Here is a 19,586-nt window from a genome sequence, read left to right as displayed (position 1 = left end):
TTCGATCGAATTTTCGCGACTGGCTTAACAGGCCTTACACCATTCGACCTCACCCGACTTTAACTCCAACCCGATAGGGTCGACCTTCAGGGGAATGGGATCAGAGTCACCGATGTTTGTCGAACGCGAAGCCTCCGTTGGGGAACCGACCTCGCAGGAGCGCCGCAACACTCAGCAGAACGACAAGCGCATCCTGGGCAATGTCGTCCAGTGCGACGGCGCGCGAGCGACGATCAGTGCCTATGCCGAGGATTCCGAAGGCACCGTCACCGGTCAGTGGACGGTCGGCAAGATGATATCGATCAATCTCGGCTCGACCCGTACGGTCGGCCTGGTCTACGCGATCGGCAAGTCGGATCGCGCGTGGAGCAGCGAGGGCCAGAACGCGATCGAGGTCAGCATCGAATTGATCGGTGAGGTGCGAGACGCCAGTGAACCGGGTGGCAAGCCGGTCTTCGACCGCGGTATCACCACCTATCCGCATATCGGCGCCATCGCCCACCGCATCAGGAGCCGCGACCTGCAGGCGGTCTACGATCTCGCCGGACGCCATTCGGTCACCATCGGCTCGCTGTCGCAGGATGAGGCGATCGACGCCAATATCGCCATCGACGACACGCTGGCGCGCCATTTCGCCATCGTCGGCACGACCGGCGTCGGCAAATCCACCGCTGTCTCGCTGCTCCTGCGCAAATCGATCGAGGCGCGGCCAGACCTGCGCGTGCTGATCCTGGATCCGCACAACGAGTTTGCCGCCTCGCTCCCCGAATATTGTGTGAAGGTCGATTCCAAGACGCTCGACCTGCCGTTCTGGATGTTCAGGCTCGAAGAATTCGCCGAGGTGCTGTTTCGCGGGCGCGAGACGGTGCCGGAGGAAGTGGACGTCCTGCGCGACCTGATTCCGGCCGCCAAGAACCTCTATCGCAATCCGAGCTCGGGCGCTTATGTGAGGCGCGGCAGCGATGCGCTGACAGCGGACACGCCGATTCCCTACCGCGTCGCCGACCTGCTCAAGCAGATCGACGAGCGCATGGGCATGCTGGAAAGCAAGAACGACCGACCGACCTTGAAGTCGCTGCGCACGCGCATCGAATCGGCAGCGGCCGACCCGCGCTACCGCTTCATGTTCAACTCGCGGCTGATCGAGGACACCATCCACGAGACGATCGGCAACATCTTCCGGGTGCCCAACCACGGCCGTCCGGTGACGTGCTTCGAGATGGCGGGCATGCCGTCCGAGGTTGTCAATTCCGTCTGCTCCGTGCTCGCCCGCCTGGCCTTCGACCTTGCGCTCTGGAGCGAGGGCCGGCTGCGGCTGCTGTTGCTTTGCGAGGAAGCGCACCGCTACATGCCGGCCGATCCGCGCCTCGGCTTCGCACCGACCAGGCACGCTTTGTCGCGCATCGCCAAGGAAGGCCGCAAATATGGCTGTTACCTCGGCGTCGTCACCCAGCGCCCGGGCGAGCTCGATCCGACAATTCTCTCGCAGTGCTCGACTTTCTTCGCCATGCGGCTCGCCAATGAGCAGGACCAGGCGATCATCCGCTCGGCGATCGCCGATTCCTCGGCTTCGACCCTCGCCTTCCTGTCTTCGATGGGCCAGCGCGAGGCCATCGCCTTCGGCGAAGGCGTGGCCACGACCATGCGGCTCAAATTCGAGAAGCTGGCCCCGGAATTCATTCCGGGAACAGCCAAGCGCGAGCAGACGCAGCCCGCCGAAGCCGGCGACGACGTCGATCTCGCCGCAATCGTCGAGCGGTTGCGCAACGTCCCGAAACCGCAGCAGTCCATGGCCTTCGCCGAGGCGGTCGATACCGGCCGCCAGGCCGGCGACCCCGACTACCGCAAGCCGGCTGCGCCGCGTCCTCCACCCGACGAGGACTTCGACCTGCGCTACGGCCTTAGGCCCTCGACCTTCGGCATGCGCCAACAGAACGACTAAGCCTGCATCTTATGATGTCCCTGAAAAGGACGGACGAGATGCAGACAAATTCCGCAAGGGAATTCGACAGGCTGAGGCGGATGGCACCGTTTGCGAGAACCGGAGCGGAGCGGACATAAGTCCGTGAGCACCGGAAGGGCAGGCAACGGTGGCATACGGCCAGCCTCACGAATTCAGTGGCGGAATTTCAGGCGCAGACGCGGTTGCGGCCCTGCTTCTTCGCCTCATAGAGATGGCGGTCGGCGCGGCGGTAGAAATCCTCGGCGCTCTCCTTGCGATCCCAGACGGCAAGGCCGACGCTGGTGGTGACCTTCAGCCGCACATTGCCCGAGACGATCGTCAGGTTCGCGATCGCCTTACGGATGCGCTCGGCGAAGCGCGCGAGCAACTCTGAATCCATGTTCGGCGTGACCACGGCAAACTCCTCGCCGCCCAGCCGCGCCACCACGTCGTGGTAGCGGGTCATGCCCCGCACGCATTGCGCGACAGTCCGCAGCACCTCGTCGCCGACATCGTGCCCATGGGTATCGTTGACCTGCTTGAAATGATCGAGGTCGAGGATCATCAGTCCGACCGGTCTGTTGATGCGGCCGAACTCCTCGAGATATTCCCGCAGCGCATCGTCGAAATAGCGGCGGTTCTGCATGCCGGTCAGGGCATCGGTGAGTGCCGCCTGCTCAAGCGTCAGCGAACGGGCGCTCAGCGAGACCGTCATGGCGCGCAGCTTGCCCTCCTCCCGCACCTGGCCGCGGATCAGCGGGTAGATGAAGAAGATGCCAAAGAACAGAGCCGCCCCCAGCAACGCCCCGGTCACGAACAGCAGCCTGTTGAGATAGATGATGCGTTCGAGACGCGACGCGGTATCGAGATCGGTCGCAATGTCCTGCAACTGGCCATAGGCGTGGAAGGTCACCAGGCCGGCGGCCAGGATCACGAAAATAAAGACAAAGAATGCGGATTCCGCCTTGTGGAAACGCATCAATTCCCCGCGGGAACAAACCCCGTGACGTTATGGCATCGCGTGGCCTTACGGATCGTTAACCTGAGCAATTCTGTGCAGGCTCAATCGCCCTTCAGGTCCCGATTGAGATCGCGAGTTGGTCAATCCCGGATTGGCCCGTCGCCAGCGCGAAGCCGCTGCCATTCCGCGCCCAGTTGATGCCTGAACCAGGTCATCTGGCGCTTGGCATATTGGCGCGTCGCGATCTTGGCGCGCTCGATCGCTTCCGGATAGCTTATGTGTCCGGCCATCGCAGCTTGCAATTCGCGAACGCCGATCGCCTTCATCGCCGGCAGGTCCGGATCGAGATCGAGCGCCATCAACTGCCGGACCTCATCGAGCGCACCTTTGTCGAGCATCTGGTCGAAGCGCGCGTCGATGCGCGCAACCAGTTCGGCGCGATCCGGCTCGATCATCAGGAGGCGCGCGCTGTCGCGGTCGATCAGCGGTTGACCACGCCCCGCTTGCCATTCCAGGATCGATCGTCCCGATGCGTCGAGCACTTCGAGCGCCCGCACGATGCGCTGGCTGTCGGTCGGTTTGAGTTGCGTGGCGACCGCGGGGTCCTCACGCATCAGGACCCGATGCAGTTGCTCGGCGCCCTGTTCCTTGAGCTTGGAGCGCCAGCGCTCGCGCACCGACGGCGGAATGTCGGGCATGTCCGAGATACCCTCGCAAAGCCCGCGAAAATAGAGGCCGGTACCGCCCGCGAAAATGACCGGCTGCCCCGACAGGACACCGTCTGCGATCAGTTTGCTCACATCGCGCAGCCAGGCCCCGGTGGAATAGGCGCTCGAGGGATGCACATGGCCGTAGAGCAAATGCGGCACGCGCGCCATTTCGGTGGTGCTTGGCCGTGCCGTGAGCACGTCGAGCACCGAGTAGACCTGCATGGAATCGGCATTGACGATAACGCCACTGTTGCGTTCGGCAAGATCGAGCGCCAGTGCCGACTTGCCGCTGGCGGTCGGTCCCGCTATCAGGATCGCGTTCTTCACGCGACCCTCGTCTGCCTGCTTGCCGGAATTTTCGATGCCGCTGATTGCCACGCTTGTGTCCCGTCCCGAAGACCGCGCCGTGTCGGTCCCGCTTGCGAATATGGCTTCGCGGGCGGCCGGCGCAAGCGCCGTTCGCTGGCTGGCTGAAGGCGTTGCCTGCGATCTCGCTTTGCCGGAGGTGCCGGAGATCGGTGAAATGACGGCCAACCTGCGCGCCGCGCTCGCCTCCGAGCCGATCGACGTCATCGTCCAGCCGGCCGAAGGCAGGAGGAAGAAGATCCTGCTTGCCGATATGGATTCGACCATGATCGACCAGGAATGCATCGACGAGCTCGCCGATGAGATCGGCGTCAAGGAGCATGTCGCGGCAATCACCGCGCGATCGATGAACGGCGAGATCGCCTTCGAACCCGCCTTGCGCGAGCGCGTCGCATTGCTGAAAGGCCTCGACACCATGGTGGTCGACCGCATCATCGCGAACCGGCTGACGCTCGCCGACGGCGCTCGCGCGCTTGTGCAAACGATGCGCGCCAACGGCGCCTGGACGGCTCTGATCTCCGGCGGCTTCGATGTCTTCACCAGCCGCATCGCGGCAATGCTGGGCTTCCAGGAAAACCGCGCCAACCGGCTGATCGAGGACGGCGGCAGGTTCGTGGGCACGGTGGCGGAGCCGATCCTCGGCCGCGCCGCCAAGGCCGAGGCGCTGCTCGACATTGCGGCAAGGCTCGGTTTGACGACGCAGGATGCCGTCGCGGTGGGCGATGGCGCCAACGATCTCGACATGATCCGGCTCGCCGGCACTGGAGTGGCACTGCACGCAAAGCCGGCCGTGGCCGAGCAGGCAAGAATCCGCATCGATCACGGCGACCTCACCGCGCTGCTCTACCTCCAGGGCTATCGCCAGGACGAGTTCGTACAGTGAAGCCCATTCGCACCGAGCGCCTCATCCTGCGCAACTGGGAAGAACGCGACCGCGAACTCTTCCATCGCATCAACTCCGATGAGCGTGTGATGGAGTTTTTCCCGTTCCGCCGCGACCGCGCCGCGGCGGATGCCAAGATGGACGAGGTCCGCGCCTGGATCGATCGGGATGGCTATGGTTTCGCCGCGGCCGAGATTGCCGCCACGGGCCAGTGCATCGGCTTTGTCGGGATAACCGGAACAGAGGATGTGGACGTCCTGCCGGACGGCATCATCGAGATCGGTTGGCGGCTGGCGCCCGAATTCTGGGGCAAGGGTTATGTGACTGAGGCTGCCGAGGCCTGGCTGGCCTATGGCTTCGAAACGCTGAGGGTGGACGAAATCGTCTCTTTCGCCGTCGCTGAGAACCACCGCTCCCTCGCCGTCATGAAGCGGCTCGGCATGCGCGCCGATCCAACTGCGGACTTCGATCACCCTGCCGTGCCGGACAGCCATCCTCATTTGAAGCGGCATGTCCTCTACCGGCTGTCGCGGAACGGCTGGCAAAAGAGGCGGTGCTGATCAATGTTCTCTTGAGGGCCGTTCATCGCCAGGCTGCGGTGAATCGTCTGGGACTCGATCAAGAAGGCTCGCGAAATCCTGCCCAGACGCATTGCCGGCCCGTTGGCGCAAGAAATCTGCAGCGGTCTCCACAGCACCGATCTTTTGTGCGACCGCGGAGGCGATCCATTGATTGAGTGACACACCGTCCGCCTTTGCCAGGCGCGCTGCCGCTTCCTTAACCGAATGGGGCAGCTTCAGCGGATAAGTTGCTTTGCTCATGTTCGAAATCCTTCCAACAACTGAGCCGGGGTTGCGACAAGGACGTTGAAGCGACCAACTGCAACCGAGAAATCTCGGCGGTTGTGTGTGACCAACGCATCCGCTCTACCATTGACGGCGGCCTCCAATACCATTTCGTCCTTAGGGTCAGCCAATTGCGGGCGCCAGAGGAAGTGGGGTTCAACAGGCTCCGCTAAGGCAGCGAAACCGGCTAGCAACCGATCCAGTTCAACGGCAGCCATGCCATGAACGGCCATCTGCTCCGGCCGCGCCAGCACTGCTTCGTACTCGAGAAACAACGCTGTCGTTACCAAGGGACGAAGCTGCCTTGCAGCGACCAACCGCAAGATCGCGAAGGAGGCACCATTCCTGCTTCGCAGTCCTGCCGTCAGAACGTTGGTGTCAAGGACGATCCGCTTCACAAGTCAAAATAGTACATCCTATGGGATGTTTCAACATGCAATGGATCGGTGAATGCTAATCCATGCGGATCGTCACGAAGCGCAATTCGCCGGACTTCGAGGCCAGCATCAGCAACGCGTTCTTGCGGCCCTGGTCCTTAAGCGCGCCGATCCGGTCCATGACATCCTTCGGCGTGCCGACCGATTCCTGTGCAATCTCGGTGATCACCTCGCCGGGCTGAATGCCGCGCTCGGCGGCGGCCGAATCCTTGGCAACGTCGGTGATGACGACGCCTGAGACATCGGCCGCGATGCTGAATTTCTGCCGCGTCTGCTCGTTGAGCTCGCCGATCGTCATGCCGAGCACCGAAGCCGTGGACACCGGAGCCGCCTTGTCGCCATTGTCCTGATCGGTATTGCCTTTCTCGCCACTGGCCAGCTTCTCGCCGTCCTCGAGCCGGCCGAGCGTCACCTTGACCGTCTGCTCGACGCCCTTGCGCACGATCACCACGTCCACCGCCTTGCCGACAGGGCTTTCAGCGACGACGCGCGGCAAGTCGCGCATCTCGTGGATGTCCTTGCCGTCGAATTTGATGATGACGTCGCCGGCCTGAACCGAACCGTTGTCGACCGGACCGCCCTTGATGACGCCGGCCACCAGCGCCCCCTTGGCGGTTGCCATGCCGAGGCTTTCGGCGATGTCGTCGGTCACCGGCTGGATGCGCACGCCAAGCCAGCCGCGCCGCGTCTCGCCAAACTGGCGAAGCTGGTCGACCACGCCCGCGGCAAGCTGCGATGGGATCGAGAAGCCGATGCCGATAGAGCCGCCCGACGGCGATATGATCGCCGTGTTGATGCCGATGACCTCGCCGATGCTGTTGAACAGCGGGCCGCCGGAATTGCCGCGATTGATGGCGGCGTCCGTCTGGATGAAGTCGTCATAGGGGCCGGAATTGATGTCGCGGTTGCGCGCCGAGATGATGCCGACCGTCACCGTGCCTCCGAGGCCGAACGGATTGCCGATCGCCATCACCCAGTCGCCGACGCGCATCTTGGTGGAATCGCCGAACTTCACCGCCGTCAGCTTGTGGCCCTTGGGATCGACCTTCAGCACCGCGACGTCGGTCTTGGTGTCGGTGCCGACAAGCGTCGCCTTCAGCGTCACGCCGTCTGAGAAATTCACTTCGATGTCGTCGGCATCGGCGATGACGTGGTTGTTGGTCACCACGATGCCCTGCTCGGCGTCGATGACGAAGCCGGAACCCAGCGACTGCACCTTCTGCCCGCCGCCTTTGTCACCGCCACGGTTCTTGAAGAAGTCGTCGAAGAAATCCTGGAAGGGCGAGCCTTCGGGAAGCTGCGGCATCGGCACCGCGCCCGGACCTTCCGTGCCTTTGACCGTCTGCGAGGTCGAGATGTTGACCACCGCCCCGAGCAGATGCTCGGCGAGATCAGCGACCGAAGGCGGCCCGTCTGCAGCGATCGTGGGGGCCACGAAAGACGGGACGGCAACAATGCCGACGACGAATGCGGTGGCGCCGGCGAAAAGCGTACGCCGCGCCGCGCGCAACAGGGTGTCGGATATCATCGTGGCCTCCCGGTGTTTCTGAAAGGGAACAGCGCTTCCGCAAAGACGCCTGTCCGGTTCATGTTGGCAAGAAATAAGGCACGTTTGCGGCTATAGCTATCGGCGAACGATAAATCGTCAATCGCCGCGGCACCAGGGCGCTGCCGAAAAGTGTGAAGCGGTTTTCGGATGACCTCATGCCCTATTTCTTTGATCTGGAAACGGATTCGGATTCCAGGTGGGTTCGACCTGAAGGTCATCCGGCTCTAAGGAATTTTCATTAGCCGCGCACCAGCCAGACGATGCCGACGCCGACTGCGATCGCGGCCAGCCCGCCAAATCGCAGCGCGCTCTCCGGCATCGACAGCACCTCCGCGGCGAGCTTCCGGGCCAGGCCCGGAAAGCCTCCATAGACCAGGCCCTCGATGACGAGAACCAGGCCGACTGCCGCAAGAAAATCCTGCACCGCCGCTACTGGGCGGTGCTGGGCTGCGTCGCCGGCGCCGCAGGCTGCGCCGGTCCCGGTTGCGGTGCTGCTGCCCCCGGTCCAGGGACAGGCTTGCTTTCCGGATCGCGGAAGAAGCGGAAGAACTCGGAGTTGGGCGACAGCACCATGGTGGTCCCGGTGTTGTCCAACGCCGTGCCGTAAGCGTTCATCGAGCGATAGAAGTCGAAGAAGGCCGGATCGCGCTGGTAGGCTTCCGCGAAGGTGGCACTGCGTTGCGCCTCGCCCTCACCGCGCAGGATTTCGGATTCCTTCTGCGCCTCGGCGACGATCTCGACGACCTCGCGATCGGCCCTTGCCTTGATGCGCTGCGCCGCCTCGTTGCCGCGTGCGCGAAGCCGCTCCGCCTCTGCGAGGCGTTCGGCCTTCATGCGGTCGTAGGTCTGCTGCGAGACTTCGGCCGTCAGATCGGTCCGGCGAATGCGCACATCCTCGATGTCGAGGCCGAGCGACGTGGCGTCCGGGCGCAACTGATCGCGCACCTCGCGCATCATGACGGCGCGCTCCTCGGAAAGCGCCGCTTCGAAGTCGCGCAAGCCGTAGACTCGCCGCAGCGCCGCGTCGAGGCGGGTCTTCAGGCGGGCTTCGGCCAGTTCCACCTGCCCCGACACCGCGGCGCGGAAGGTGCGCGGATCCGAAATGCGGTAGGCGATGAAGGCGTCGACCTCGTAGAACTTGCCGCCGGACACCTGGACGCGAATGTTGTCGAGATCGAAACGCATCACGCGCTTCTCGACCATCTGCACGCTGTCGGCGTCGAAGAAGGCGAACGGCGCCTTGAAGTAGACGCCGGGCTCGCTCTTGACGTCGATGATCTCGCCGAACCTCAGCACGATCGCCTGCTGGCCCGCGCTGACCACGAACACTGACGAATAGAGCAGGAAAAGAAGCACAGCCGCGATGACGGCGATGATGGGAAGACGGTTGGCCATCACTGGTTACCTCCCGTCGTGCCGCCCAGGGGGGCCGACGCCGTCGGCGCCTTCGGCTGCAGTGCCGGCAGCGGCAGATAGGGCAGCACGCCTTGCCCGTTGCCCTGCTCGACGACGACCTTGTTCGAGTCCTTCAGGATCTTCTCCATCGTTTCCAGATAAAGGCGTTTGCGCGTCACATCGGGCGCCTTGGCATATTCGTTGTAGACGGAGATGAAGCGCTGCGCCTCACCTTCGGCCTCCTGCACGACGCGGTTCTTATAGGCGGCGGCGTCCTCGCGGATCTGCGCCGCCGCGCCGCGCGCCTGGCCGAGTTTCTGATTGGAATATTGGTTGGCCTGCTCGACGAACTTGTCTTCGTCCTGCTCGGCCCGCTGCACCTCGTCGAAGGCATCGGCCACTTCGCGCGGAGGCGCCGCGTCCTCGATCGAGATCGCGTTGACCTGCAGCCCGGCCTTATAGCCATCGAGCGTCGTCTGGATGATTTCGCGCACCGAGGCAGCAATACCCTGGCGATCGTCGCGGAAGATGTCCTGTGCCGGCCGCCGGCCGACGGCCTCGCGCATGGCGCTTTCGGCCACTTGCGTCAGCATGCCGTCGGGATCGGACACGTCGAACAGATAGGCCCTGGGGTCGGAGACCTGATAAGCGACCGAGAACTGCACATTGACGATGTTCTGGTCGCCGGAGAGCATCAGCCCGGAGCCGCTGCTCGATCCGCCACCGATGCTGACCAGCTGTTCGGAAATCTTGGCCGTCTCGACCGTCTCGATCGGCCACCAATGGAAATGCAGGCCAGGCTGCGAAAGTTCTGCTTTCGGCTTGCCGAAGCGCAATTCCACCGCAACTTCGTCGGGCTGCACCGTATAGATTGCCTTGAAGGCCCAAAGCACGACCAGTGCCAGCGCGATCAGGCCGAAGACTGCGGGGCTGGCGCCGCCGCCGCCCGGAAGCGCGCGCCGCAACCTGTCCTGGCCGCGGCGGATGATGTCCTCGAGGTCGGGGGGTGAACCTTGCGGTCCGCTTGGCCCTTTCGGCCCCTGCCCCCAGGGTCCCTGATTGCCGCCGCCGCCCCACGGGCCGCCGCCGCCGCTCTTGTCGTTCCAGGGCATGAAAGTCCTTTCGCTCCGGTTCCCTCGGCCTTGCGGCGCAATCCTAACGCATGCCCCTGAAAACCGGTATCGGTTTTCGGAAAGGAATCACGCGCCAAATCAAAGTTTTACAGCGTCCTTTTGCGCCTCCGGTTGCAGGTGCGGCGCTGTATTGTCGTACTTCTATAGGGACGCCGTGCCGCGCTTTCAACGCGGTCTCCCGCCCGCGCCGTCCGATTTTGAGCCGGCAGCGACCCGTTATCCTCATCACCGATGGTCGCTGCGGCGCTCGTAGACGGTGTAGCGCGTCGCATGGCTGTCCTTTTCGCCCGCCGGAAAATCCTCGGCCCGCACGATCCGCCAGATGGCCGGATCGATCGGCGGAAAATGTGCATCGCCATCGACCTCGGCCAGCACATGGGTGACGTGGAGCCGGTCGGCAAGCGGCAGCGCCTGGGCATAGATTTCGCCGCCGCCGACGACGCAGATCTCCTCGGCGCCCGCCATGCAGCGGCCGCGCACCTTGGCCAGCGTGACCGCCTCGTCGAGCGAATGCGCGACCTCTATGCCCTCGGCGCGCCAGGTCTTGTCTCGCGTCACCACGATGTTGAGCCTGCCGGGCAGCGGCCGGCCGATGCCTTCATAGGTCTTGCGGCCCATGATGATGGGCTTGCCCATCGTGTCGGACTTGAAGCGCTTGAGATCGCTGGACAGCCGCCATGGCAAGCCGCCCTCGCGTCCGATCACGCCATTTTCGGCAATGGCGACGTAAATCGCGATGTCCATCAGCCGCCGTTCCCGCCGTCAGAGGGCTCGAGCAATAGAATATCGATGTCGTGCTCGGGATAAAAATCCTTGGCTGTCATCTCGAAGGTCGTGGGGCTCACCTTGCGGACATTGTGGCCGCAGAAGGAAACGAGATTGTTCGGGCTGCCCTTGTCGATCGTCAGCTTGAAATTGCCGATATTGCCTGATGCCCAATTGCCGCCGGTGGTCAGGATATAGGCGATCCGGTTCTCGAAATATTTCGGATAGCCGTCCGGGTCCGCCTTGGCCGCCTTTCGCACCGCGTTCTCGAACGCTTCGTCCATGCAGTAGCGGGTCTTGTAGGCGTCGTACTGACCCTGGAACTTGCCCTCATAATAGAAGTTGACCGAGGACGTGCCGCCAACGCTTGGCTTGTAGCTATGCGAGACATGGACGTCCTTGTTCGCGGGAAAAGTCGAGCCCCACCAATAGGTGGACCGCAACTGCCAGAACGGCGCGTAGGCGGTTTGCATCCCCGAGCCGTCATCGGCGGTGTCCTCGATGATGATGCCGCGGTTTTCCCAGTCCTCGGCGACATCCTTCGGCAGTTTCGCCAGCGCCGCCTTGGCGGCATCGCCGAACGGATAGAGCGGCACGTTCTGCGCCTTGAGATCGGCGGAGATGTCGATGCCCAGCGCAAACGCTCTTTGTTCAAGCTGCGGCTTTAAGTCCACGCCGTCGATCGTCACCTCGAAGCCGAGGAAATTGTCGCTCTGTGCTTCCGGGATGGCCGGCATCTCGTTTGGATCGCCCTCGATGTCGGGCATCGGGAAGGCGACGATGGCGTCGACATCCTTATCGGTGTTGTTGCGGAACACATAGTCGACCGTCACCTTATCCGGCGAGATGAAAAGGTCCTCGCTTTTCATGGCGACAGCGTCGCTGCGCGACAGGATCAGCCCTCCGGTGCCGAGTTCGGCGACGGAATCGTTGGCCAAGGCCGGCGCGGCCGAGAACATCAGGGCTGCGATGAGAATTGTGCGGAACATGGAATCCTTCTCGGCAAGACTGCCGGCGTCAGCCTAGCCGGTTCCACGCGGCGTTTCAAAGCCCTTCCGCGGCAGTCTGGGCAAGGGAGCCGTCTGGACACGCGAGGCCCGATCGGGCAGGAGAGCGCCTTATGCGCAAGCTTCTCGTCATCGGCATCGGCGCCGGCAATCCCGAACATCTGACGGTACAGGCCATCAACGGCCTGAACCGGGCCGACGTGCTGTTCATTCCCGACAAGGGCGCCAAAAAGAACGATCTCGCGGAGCTGCGTCGGCAGATCTGCGACCGCTTCGTCACCAACCCGCAGTCGCGACGGGTCGAGTTCGACGTGCCGGTGCGGGCCGAACCGACATCGTCCTACCGTGCGACCGTCGACGACTGGCACGAGGCGATCGCCGGGATCTACGAGACCCTGATCCGCGACGAGCTCGACGAAGACGGTTACGGCGCCTTCCTGATCTGGGGCGACCCTTCGCTCTATGACAGCGCGCTGCGCATCCTCGAGCGTGTGCGCGTCAGGGGCAATGTCGGTTTCGAGCTGGAGGTCATCCCCGGTATCACCGCCGTTCAAGCGCTCGCGTCAGCTCATGCGACGGCGCTGAACCGCATCGGCGATTCGATCCTGGTCACCACCGGCCGCCGCCTGACCGAGGAAGGCCTGCCGACCAATGCCGGTTCGACGGTAGTCATGCTCGACGGCAAATGCGCTTTCAATACGCTGGCCGACAAGGATGTGTTCATCCAATGGGGCGCTTATCTCGGCACGCCGGACCAGATCATCATCTCGGGGAGGCTCGGCGACGTTGGCGCCGAGATCGAAAGGGTCCGTGAGGAAGCCCGGCGCAAGCAAGGCTGGATTATGGACACGTATCTGCTGCGCAAGCCCGAGGAATAGGAATTAGGCAGTAGGGATTAGGCAGTAGGGCGATCGACAGTCGTCGATTCGCGCGCGTCGAGCAACTCGAGGACATCACTGCCCACTGCCTACTGCCTACTGCCTACTGCCTAATCCCTACCCTGCGTCGATTTCCGCCTGCAGGGCTTCCATATGCACGGCAGCCGCCGAGGTGGCAGCACGCTCTATGGCCCTGAAGCGGCTGACAACCGCAAGGCCGACTGCCGTCAACTGCGCGCCGCCGCCTTTCCTGCCGCCGGTCTGCGCCGCAACCAATGGCTTGCCGAACACCCGGTTCATGTCCTCCACAAGGTCCCAGGCGTGCTTGTAGGACATTTCCATGCCGCGCGCCGCGGCCGAGATCGAGCCGAAGGCCGCGATCTGCTCGAGAAGCTCGATCTTGCCGGGTCCAATTCGCCCATCTGGGTCTAGGTTTACGCGCAAACTCAGCGACGGCATCTCTTGTTCTCCGCGGTCATGCCGAGATTAACCCCTCTGCCGCCAAAGCGCTATTCCAATGCAACATAGCGATATTTCACCCATCGGCTTCGACCGGGAGCCCGGCCCCTGTCGTCGCGCTGTCGAAGCTCACCGTCTTGATGACGGCAAAGACCTTGCGGCCCAGCGCAAGGTTCAAGGTTCGTTTCGACTGGTCGGTGATGCGCGCCAGCACCGTCACGCCGTTGCAGTCGATGGCGATTTCCACCGTCGGTCCGATGCCTGGCCCGATCGCCGCGATCGTCCCCGCCAGTATGTTGAGCGCGCTGAGGCCCGCCGGATGCTCGGTTGCGATCATGACGTCGCGGGCACGGATCCGCAGCCGCACCGAAGCTCCTGCCAATTGCCCTAGGCGGGGCACGCGGATCTCGCCGGCAGGCGATCCCAGCACCGTCATGCCGAACGCCTCGTCATGACGCAGAACCTTGGTATCCAGCACCGCGCCGCCCTCGCCGCGCTCCTCCGCCGGCAAGAGATCCAGCCGCTGCATGATCGCTTCGGTCGCGCCGCAGGCTGCGACCTTTCCTTGCGCCAGCACCACGACGACGCTGGCCAGCCGTGCCACCTCGGCGATCGAATGGCTGACATAGACGATCGGGATCTTCGTCTCGTCGCGAAGCCGCTCGACATAGGGCAGTATCTCGGCCTTGCGCGCGTCGTCCAGCGAAGCGAGCGGCTCGTCCATCAGGAGCAGCCTAGGGCTGGCCAGCAGGGCACGACCGATCGCCACGCGCTGCTTCTCGCCGCCCGACAGTCTCGCTGGCCGCCGCTCGAGCAGATGGCCGATCCCGAGCAAGTCGACCACCGCATCCATATTGGCGTAGCGCTCGGCGGGCGGCGTGAACCAACGTCCATAGCGCAGATTTCCGGCGACGCTCATATGCGGGAAGAGCCGCGCATCCTGGAACACCATGCCGATGCGCCGCTTGTGCAGCGGCACGAAAACATCCGCAGCAGTGTCGACGAGTACGCGGTCGTCGGCCGCGATGCGCCCCTTGTCCGGTCGAATCAGGCCGGCAATCAGGTTGATCAGCGTCGACTTGCCCGAGCCCGACGGGCCGAACAGCGCCGTCAGCCGGCCCCCGCTTTCGAAATTCGCTTCGACGGCGAAATCGCCGAGGCGATGGCTGATGTCGACGGAGAGCGTCATTCGATATCCATCCGCCGGCCGACGCGTCGCGCCAGCACCTCCGAGGCGACCAGCGCCACCATCGAGATGAGGATGGAGATCAAAGTCAGTCGGAGTGCTCCGGCATCGCCCCCCGGCACCTGCGTAAAGGTGTAGATCGCCGAGGGCAGCGTCTGCGTCTCGTTGGGGATGTTGGAGACGAAGGTGATCGTGGCTCCGAACTCTCCCATGGCCTTGGCGAAGGAGAGGATCGCGCCGGCAATCAGGCCGGGCAGGATCAGCGGCAGCGTAATGGTGGCAAAGACCCAGAGCGGATTGGCGCCGAGCGTACCGGCCGCGGCCTCCATCTTGCGGTCGACGGCCTCGATCGACAGCCGGATCGCCCGCACCATCAGGGGAAAGCCCATGACGCCGCAGGCAAGGGCCGCGCCCGTCCAGCGGAACGAAAACACGATGCCGAAATGCTCGGCAAGGAAGGCGCCGGCGAGGCCCCGCTTACCGAAGGTGAGCAGCAGTAGATAGCCGGTCACCACCGGCGGCAAGATCAGCGGCAGGTGCACCAACCCATTGACAAGCGTCTTGCCCCAGAAACGGCCGCGAGCCAGCAGGAGCGCGATCAGGATGCCCGGTGGCAGGCTGGCGAACATCGCCACCGTTGCCACCTTGATCGACAGCCGGACCGCATTCCATTCTTCGGGAGTGAGGTCCAGCAGCCAATTCATGATTGCGTTTGCGAGGTCTTTCTCAGTTGCTCGGGCTGAGGATCGTGAAGCCCTGTTCCTTGAACAGCTCCGCAGCCTTGGCCGACTCGACGCACTTCAGGAAGGCAGCCGTATCCTTGTCCTTCGAATCCGCTGTCTGGGCAATCGGATAGATGATCGGCGGATGCGAATCTTCCGGGAAAGTGCCGACAATCTTCACGCCTTTTTCCGCATGCGCGTCAGTGGCGTAGACAATTCCGAGCGGGGCCTCGCCCGTCGACACCAGCTTCAGCGCGGCGCGCACGTTCTCGGCCTGCGCGACCTTGTCTTCGACCGAGGACCATATGCCCAGCGATTCCAGCGCCGCCTTGCCGTACTTGCCGGCCGGCACTGCCTTTATGTCGCCCATGGCGAGCCTGCCGCCGCCGATCAGCTTGGCGAGATCGAAGCCTTTGTCCACCTTGGCTTCGACCGTGGAATCCTTGGGCGCCACCAGCACGATCTGGTTGCCGAGCAGCTTCACTTCGGTGTCCTGCTTCGTCAGCTTCTTGTCTGAAAGATACTTCATCCAGTCGAGGTCGGCCGAGATGAAGACATCGGCGGGCGCGCCGCCTTCGATCTGCTTGGCCAGCGCCGAGCTTGCCGCGTAGGAAATGGTCGCCGCTTCGCCGACTTCGGGCTCGCACGCCTTGTTGACGGCATCAAGCGCGTTCTTGAGGCTTGCGGCGGCGAATACGATCACCTTGTCGCCGGCATGGGCAGGCGCCGACGCCATCAACGCCGCCGTCAGGCCGCCAATGGCGATCCTCTTCAATCCAAAACCGTTCCCCGTCATGAAACCTCCTGTTTGAAATTCGTCCGCCCAAAAGCCTTATCGATATATCCTGGAGAACATAACAATGAAAGCCTTTTTGCGCACAGTACCATTGAATGACGGGGCTTCCCAAGCCTCCGATAGACTCGAAACGATATAGCGGCGGCATCCGGGGTAGTTCGCTGCATGTCGCGCAAAAGTGTGCAGCGGTTTTGCGACCGAAAGCGCGTCGCCTGGATCCGTTTCAGCGCGGCGCGCTTTTTAATGGGCCTCGATTGCCAACGAAGCGGCCGCCGATCGGCAACTCGGAAAAAAGCAAGCTGGCTTCCGCGGTAAAGCTGCCGGGTCATGGGCGGCAGCACCTGCTGGCGGTCTTCTGCCGCGCCTGGAGCGGCCAATTTGGAGTCAGACCGCGATCGGCGCCTTGATGCTCGCGTCGGCAAAATAGTTCTCGAGGCGGAAATCCTCGAAGCGGAAGGCGAAAAGATCCTTCACCTCCGGGTTGATCCACATCGTCGGCAACGGCTTCGGCGTGCGCCGCATCTGCTCCCGCGCCTGCTCGAAATGATTCGAATAGAGATGCGCGTCGCCGAGCGTGTGGACGAAGTCGCCGGGCTTCAGCCCGGTCACCTGCGCCACCATCATGGTCAACAAGGCATAGGATGCGATGTTGAAGGGCACACCGAGGAAGATGTCGGCCGAGCGCTGATAGAGCTGGCAGGAAAGCCGGCCTTCCGAGACATAGAACTGAAACAGGCAGTGGCACGGCGGCAGCGCCATCGCCTCCACCTCGGCCGGGTTCCAGGCAGAGACGATCAGCCGGCGCGAATTGGGATTCTTGCGAATCTCCTTGAGGAGCCCCGCGATCTGGTCGATCTCGCCGCCATGCCCGTCCGGCCACGAACGCCATTGCTTGCCATAGACCGGACCGAGGTCGCCGTTTTCGTCGGCCCATTCGTCCCAGATGGTGACGCCGTTGTCGTTGAGATATTTGATGTTGGTGTCGCCCGCCAGGAACCACAGGAGTTCGTGGATGATCGACTTCAGGTGCAGCTTCTTGGTGGTGGTGACCGGGAAGCCGCGCGCAAGATCGAACCGCATCTGGTAGCCGAACACCGAACGCGTGCCGGTGCCGGTGCGGTCGCCGCGGTCGGCGCCGTTCTCCAGCACATGCTTCAGGAGGTCGAGATATTGGCGCATCGGCTCCGCCTCGATTCGGATGACAAGCAATCATAGCCGACTGGCCCACGGTAGAACACCGCAAAAGCCGGCCGCCAATATGAGCCCTGTAGCAGAGATCGACGGCGCCGGCACGATGTCGCCGTGCCGGCTGCCGAGGAACTTGCCTCAGAGGGCGCCGAGCTTGCCGAGATCCTTCGCCACAAGATAATAGAAAGTCACCCGGCTCTTGGTGTTGTCGGCGGCCATCGCCTTGCAGGCCTTCTCGATCGCACCGTCGGCCTTCTTGACGTCGGCGACGCCGAGCTTTTTGCCGACCCAGTTTTCCCGGACACGCTCGAGTTCCTTGGCGTCCGTGCAGGACACCAATGAGGAATCCCGATTCCTGAGCGCGATGCCCAGATGCTTGACGATCTTCTCGACCGCATCGGCGCTGGCGCCGGCGTCGTACTTCTTCACATCCGCAAGATAGTCGGCCATCAGATTTCCCCTGGTCGGCGCCACGGATCCGATCGATGAGGTTGTGGCGCGCCGCGCGACTTGTGCGCTAGGTCAGAAACTCCTCACCGGCAGCAGAGCTTCGATTGAGTGAACGCTCAAGTCAACCCTCGGCTGCACAGTTAGGCGAAGCGAACAAGTGCCGGTTTGGCCTTTCAATTTCCATCATCGATCCCTATATTCGCTTCGTCGGCTTGACCGACTATGGCGATAAACAGGCGATGAAATAAGCCGTTCGGACCCGGGGGCGGTACCCGGCGCCTCCACCAAAAACCGCTCTGGAGATCGGAGCGGCTTTTGCTGGGGGCGAAATAGGATCGACGAAGGTGTAAAGATCGTACTTTTGCCCGGCATTGTACCACCGTCATCGGGCTAAACTTATAGTTGCCAACGACAACTATGCGGAAGCTCGTCTCGCTGCTTAATGCAGTGCGAACGCTTCAAATCAAGTCCTAGAGGTTCGCACTTCTAGGCGGGGTTCGGAGGTACCTGGCAACAGAAACCTCCACCTTCTCTCTCTTCGCTCTCTTTCCAAATCCACCGAACGCTCGTACCGCGCGTATCCCGCCTTGGTGCTCGTGACATGGACGATGCGGCCAGTTCGTCACATGAAAAAGGCCGGTCTGCCCGGCCTTTTCATGTGACTGGCGGCTCTTACTCCGCAGGCGCTTCCACCGCTTCCCGCGCGCGGCCGAGCGTCACCTTGGCCAGGCTGAACGCGATGACCGCGCAGAGGGTGATTCCGGCAACCATCGGCAGCGGCGTGCCGTCGAAGAAGACGCCTGCGACGCCCATCGCCAGCGCGCCGATGGCGAAATGCAGCGTGCCCATCAGCGCCGAGGCCGTGCCGGCGATCTCGCCATGCTCTTCCATCGCCAGCACCGATGTGGTCGGAATGACGAGGCCGAGGAAACCGTAGCCGACGAAGAGCATCACCGCCATCACGTCGAGCCGGTCGACGCCCGAAGCCATGATCGCGAACAGCGCCACCATCACCGTGGCATAGCCGGTCACCGCGACCCAGACGACGCGCTTGAGGCCGAACCGATCCGCCAGCAATCCCGTCAGCTGCGACATGCCGATGAAGGCGACCGCGTTGATCGAGAAGAACACGCTGTAAACCGAAGGCGACAACCCGTAATGGTCGATCAGGATGAAGGACGAGCTCGACAGATAGACGAAGAAGCTCGCAATGCCGAAGCCGGCGATGGCCGTCAGCCCGAGGAAGTTGAGGTCGCCCAGCAGATAGCGGTAGGCCGAGAGCGCGGTTCCGAAGGACGAGCCGGCACGCTCCTCGACCGACCGCGTTTCCCTGAGCGAGGTGGCCAGTAGGATGGTAGCGAGCGCCGCAGCGCCGGTGACCGTCCAGAACACCGCGCGCCAGCCGAAGCTCTCGATGATCTGGCTGCCGGTCAGCGGCGCCAGAATGGGCGACACCGAGAACACCAGCATCAGCAGCGACATCAGCTTGGCTGCCTCGTTGCCGGTGTGCAGGTCGCGCACGATGGCGCGCGGCACTGCCATGCCGGCGCTGGCGCCGAGCCCCTGCAGGAAGCGGAACGCGATCAGCCATTCGATGGTCGGCGCCATCGCCGAGCCGACGCCGCCGACCATGAACAGTGCGAGACCGGCATAAAGCGGCAGCTTGCGCCCGACCATGTCCGAGATCGGACCGACGACGATCTGGCCGAAGCCCATCGACAGGAAGAAGATCAGCAGGCTCATCTGCACGGCGGCCGTGCCGGCGTGCAGATCCTGGCCGATCGACGGCAATGCGGGGAGATACATGTCGATCGCGAAGGGGCCGATTGCGGACAACAAGCCGAGCACGACCGCGATGCGGAGGAATTTGGGATTCATGATAGGGCTTCTTTCGGATCTGGTTGCCGCCGTGTT

The 19,586-nt window shown here is 63.1% G+C and carries 21 protein-coding genes and 1 other RNA gene; 5 read left to right on the top strand and 17 right to left on the bottom strand.

The window, feature by feature from the left end; genetic code table 11:
- Positions 1 to 112 precede the first annotated feature (112 nt).
- Positions 113 to 1,942, top strand: coding sequence for an ATP-binding protein (locus EJ074_RS26490; protein ID WP_129553874.1), 1,830 nt, complete (start codon positions 113 to 115; stop codon positions 1,940 to 1,942).
- Between the two features lie 187 nt (positions 1,943 to 2,129).
- Here the strand turns inward: EJ074_RS26490 and EJ074_RS26485 are convergent, their stop codons facing one another.
- Both EJ074_RS26485 and miaA read right to left on the bottom strand, forming a co-directional pair.
- Entirely contained in the window at positions 2,130 to 2,921 is a 792-nt protein-coding gene (locus EJ074_RS26485) for a GGDEF domain-containing protein (protein ID WP_095808122.1), read from the bottom strand.
- A 122-nt stretch (positions 2,922 to 3,043) separates the two neighbouring features.
- Positions 3,044 to 3,985, bottom strand: coding sequence for a tRNA (adenosine(37)-N6)-dimethylallyltransferase MiaA (gene miaA, locus EJ074_RS26480; protein WP_095808244.1), 942 nt, complete (start codon positions 3,983 to 3,985; stop codon positions 3,044 to 3,046).
- On the opposite strand from miaA, the gene serB reads away from it, so the two are divergent.
- Entirely contained in the window at positions 3,975 to 4,862 is an 888-nt protein-coding gene (gene serB, locus EJ074_RS26475) for a phosphoserine phosphatase SerB (RefSeq protein WP_095808243.1), read from the top strand. The genes miaA and serB overlap by 11 nt on opposite strands.
- Entirely contained in the window at positions 4,859 to 5,422 is a 564-nt protein-coding gene (locus tag EJ074_RS26470; RefSeq protein WP_095808123.1) for a GNAT family N-acetyltransferase, read from the top strand. Before serB ends, EJ074_RS26470 begins: the two co-directional genes overlap by 4 nt.
- Here the strand turns inward: EJ074_RS26470 and EJ074_RS26465 are convergent, their stop codons facing one another.
- The 8 genes from EJ074_RS26465 to EJ074_RS26430 form a co-directional block, all read right to left on the bottom strand.
- Entirely contained in the window at positions 5,423 to 5,683 is a 261-nt protein-coding gene (locus EJ074_RS26465) for a toxin-antitoxin system HicB family antitoxin (RefSeq protein ID WP_095808124.1), read from the bottom strand.
- A complete protein-coding gene (locus EJ074_RS26460) occupies positions 5,680 to 6,105 on the bottom strand; it encodes a putative toxin-antitoxin system toxin component, PIN family (protein ID WP_095808125.1) in 426 nt (141 codons plus the stop codon). The genes EJ074_RS26465 and EJ074_RS26460 overlap by 4 nt, the downstream gene beginning before the upstream one ends.
- A gap of 55 nt (positions 6,106 to 6,160) precedes the next feature.
- Entirely contained in the window at positions 6,161 to 7,672 is a 1,512-nt protein-coding gene (locus tag EJ074_RS26455; protein ID WP_095808126.1) for a DegQ family serine endoprotease, read from the bottom strand.
- Positions 7,673 to 7,931: 259 nt separating this feature from the next.
- On the bottom strand, positions 7,932 to 8,117 hold the full coding sequence (locus tag EJ074_RS26450; RefSeq protein ID WP_095808127.1) for a DUF2065 family protein: 186 nt from the start codon (positions 8,115 to 8,117) through the stop codon (positions 7,932 to 7,934).
- Between the two features lie 5 nt (positions 8,118 to 8,122).
- Positions 8,123 to 9,088 carry a protease modulator HflC gene (locus EJ074_RS26445; protein ID WP_095808128.1) on the bottom strand — a complete coding sequence of 322 codons (966 nt, stop codon included), beginning with the start codon at positions 9,086 to 9,088 and terminating at the stop codon, positions 8,123 to 8,125.
- Positions 9,088 to 10,200: an FtsH protease activity modulator HflK gene (gene hflK / locus EJ074_RS26440; protein ID WP_095808129.1), complete on the bottom strand. Its 1,113-nt coding sequence runs from the start codon at positions 10,198 to 10,200 to the stop codon at positions 9,088 to 9,090. Before hflK ends, EJ074_RS26445 begins: the two co-directional genes overlap by 1 nt.
- A gap of 246 nt (positions 10,201 to 10,446) precedes the next feature.
- Positions 10,447 to 10,965 carry a dihydrofolate reductase gene (locus tag EJ074_RS26435; protein ID WP_095808130.1) on the bottom strand — a complete coding sequence of 173 codons (519 nt, stop codon included), beginning with the start codon at positions 10,963 to 10,965 and terminating at the stop codon, positions 10,447 to 10,449.
- Entirely contained in the window at positions 10,965 to 11,975 is a 1,011-nt protein-coding gene (locus EJ074_RS26430; protein ID WP_095808131.1) for a DUF4424 domain-containing protein, read from the bottom strand. The genes EJ074_RS26435 and EJ074_RS26430 overlap by 1 nt, the downstream gene beginning before the upstream one ends.
- Before the next feature lie 131 nt (positions 11,976 to 12,106).
- Between EJ074_RS26430 and cobF the strand changes: the two genes are divergently transcribed.
- Positions 12,107 to 12,871 carry a precorrin-6A synthase (deacetylating) gene (gene cobF / locus EJ074_RS26425; protein ID WP_095808132.1) on the top strand — a complete coding sequence of 255 codons (765 nt, stop codon included), beginning with the start codon at positions 12,107 to 12,109 and terminating at the stop codon, positions 12,869 to 12,871.
- A 117-nt stretch (positions 12,872 to 12,988) separates the two neighbouring features.
- On the opposite strand, the gene EJ074_RS26420 is transcribed toward cobF, so the two are convergent.
- From EJ074_RS26420 to EJ074_RS26395, 6 genes are all read right to left on the bottom strand, one after another.
- Positions 12,989 to 13,330 (bottom strand): winged helix-turn-helix domain-containing protein, encoded by a 342-nt coding sequence (locus EJ074_RS26420; protein WP_095808133.1) that lies wholly within the window; start codon positions 13,328 to 13,330, stop codon positions 12,989 to 12,991.
- A gap of 76 nt (positions 13,331 to 13,406) precedes the next feature.
- Positions 13,407 to 14,519 carry a molybdenum ABC transporter ATP-binding protein gene (modC, locus tag EJ074_RS26415; protein WP_095808134.1) on the bottom strand — a complete coding sequence of 371 codons (1,113 nt, stop codon included), beginning with the start codon at positions 14,517 to 14,519 and terminating at the stop codon, positions 13,407 to 13,409.
- Positions 14,516 to 15,220 (bottom strand): molybdate ABC transporter permease subunit, encoded by a 705-nt coding sequence (gene modB / locus EJ074_RS26410; protein ID WP_095808135.1) that lies wholly within the window; start codon positions 15,218 to 15,220, stop codon positions 14,516 to 14,518. Before modB ends, modC begins: the two co-directional genes overlap by 4 nt.
- A 22-nt stretch (positions 15,221 to 15,242) precedes the next feature.
- A complete protein-coding gene (gene modA / locus EJ074_RS26405) occupies positions 15,243 to 16,034 on the bottom strand; it encodes a molybdate ABC transporter substrate-binding protein (protein ID WP_095808136.1) in 792 nt (263 codons plus the stop codon).
- Positions 16,035 to 16,418: 384 nt separating this feature from the next.
- Positions 16,419 to 17,213 carry a thymidylate synthase gene (locus EJ074_RS26400; RefSeq protein WP_095808245.1) on the bottom strand — a complete coding sequence of 265 codons (795 nt, stop codon included), beginning with the start codon at positions 17,211 to 17,213 and terminating at the stop codon, positions 16,419 to 16,421.
- A 147-nt stretch (positions 17,214 to 17,360) separates the two neighbouring features.
- Positions 17,361 to 17,672: a DUF2853 family protein gene (locus EJ074_RS26395; RefSeq protein ID WP_129553873.1), complete on the bottom strand. Its 312-nt coding sequence runs from the start codon at positions 17,670 to 17,672 to the stop codon at positions 17,361 to 17,363.
- A 167-nt stretch (positions 17,673 to 17,839) separates the two neighbouring features.
- On the opposite strand from EJ074_RS26395, the gene ssrA reads away from it, so the two are divergent.
- Positions 17,840 to 18,200: a transfer-messenger RNA gene (gene ssrA, locus EJ074_RS26390) on the top strand.
- Between the two features lie 144 nt (positions 18,201 to 18,344).
- Here the strand turns inward: ssrA and EJ074_RS26385 are convergent.
- A complete protein-coding gene (locus tag EJ074_RS26385; RefSeq protein ID WP_095808138.1) occupies positions 18,345 to 19,550 on the bottom strand; it encodes a multidrug effflux MFS transporter in 1,206 nt (401 codons plus the stop codon).
- Between the last annotated feature and the right edge of the window lie 36 nt (positions 19,551 to 19,586).

It is taken from the genome of Mesorhizobium sp. M3A.F.Ca.ET.080.04.2.1 (genome assembly GCF_003952525.1).
In the GTDB taxonomy this organism is placed as follows: Bacteria; Pseudomonadota; Alphaproteobacteria; order Rhizobiales; family Rhizobiaceae; genus Mesorhizobium.
The sequence above is the reverse complement of the archived record's forward strand: the minus strand, read 5'-3'. Positions and strand labels throughout refer to the sequence as shown.